Source organism: Shewanella sp. CAL98-MNA-CIBAN-0140, from assembly GCF_040309905.1.
Lineage (GTDB): Bacteria > Pseudomonadota > Gammaproteobacteria > Enterobacterales > Shewanellaceae > Shewanella > Shewanella psychromarinicola.
Genome location: NZ_JBEOPI010000274.1, coordinates 1 through 240, shown reverse-complemented (window position 1 = coordinate 240; position 240 = coordinate 1). Strand labels below are relative to the sequence as shown.

The 240-nt window shown below is 43.3% G+C and carries 1 pseudogene; it reads right to left on the bottom strand.

What is annotated here, in order from left to right:
• A pseudogene (locus tag AAEY93_RS21045) lies at positions 1-240 on the bottom strand (ornithine cyclodeaminase); the annotation flags it as partial.

The window sequence follows — 240 nt, the reverse complement described above, 5'->3', positions numbered from 1 at the left end:
AGGATAGCCAGTTTCGACGTCAGACAATATACCCATCGCCGCTACGGTCTGCAAGTTTCGTTTGGTATTGATTGGATGACCATTGACATATTTGCAAGCAAACATCTCTCCATCGCTTACTGGCATCAACTCGATGACCCCGTCTTTGGAATGCGAAGCAAAGCGAGAAGATTTTTCAAATTGATCCCAACGAAGAAAATCTTGCTCTAAAGCATCCACTAGATCTGTAATACATTGCTC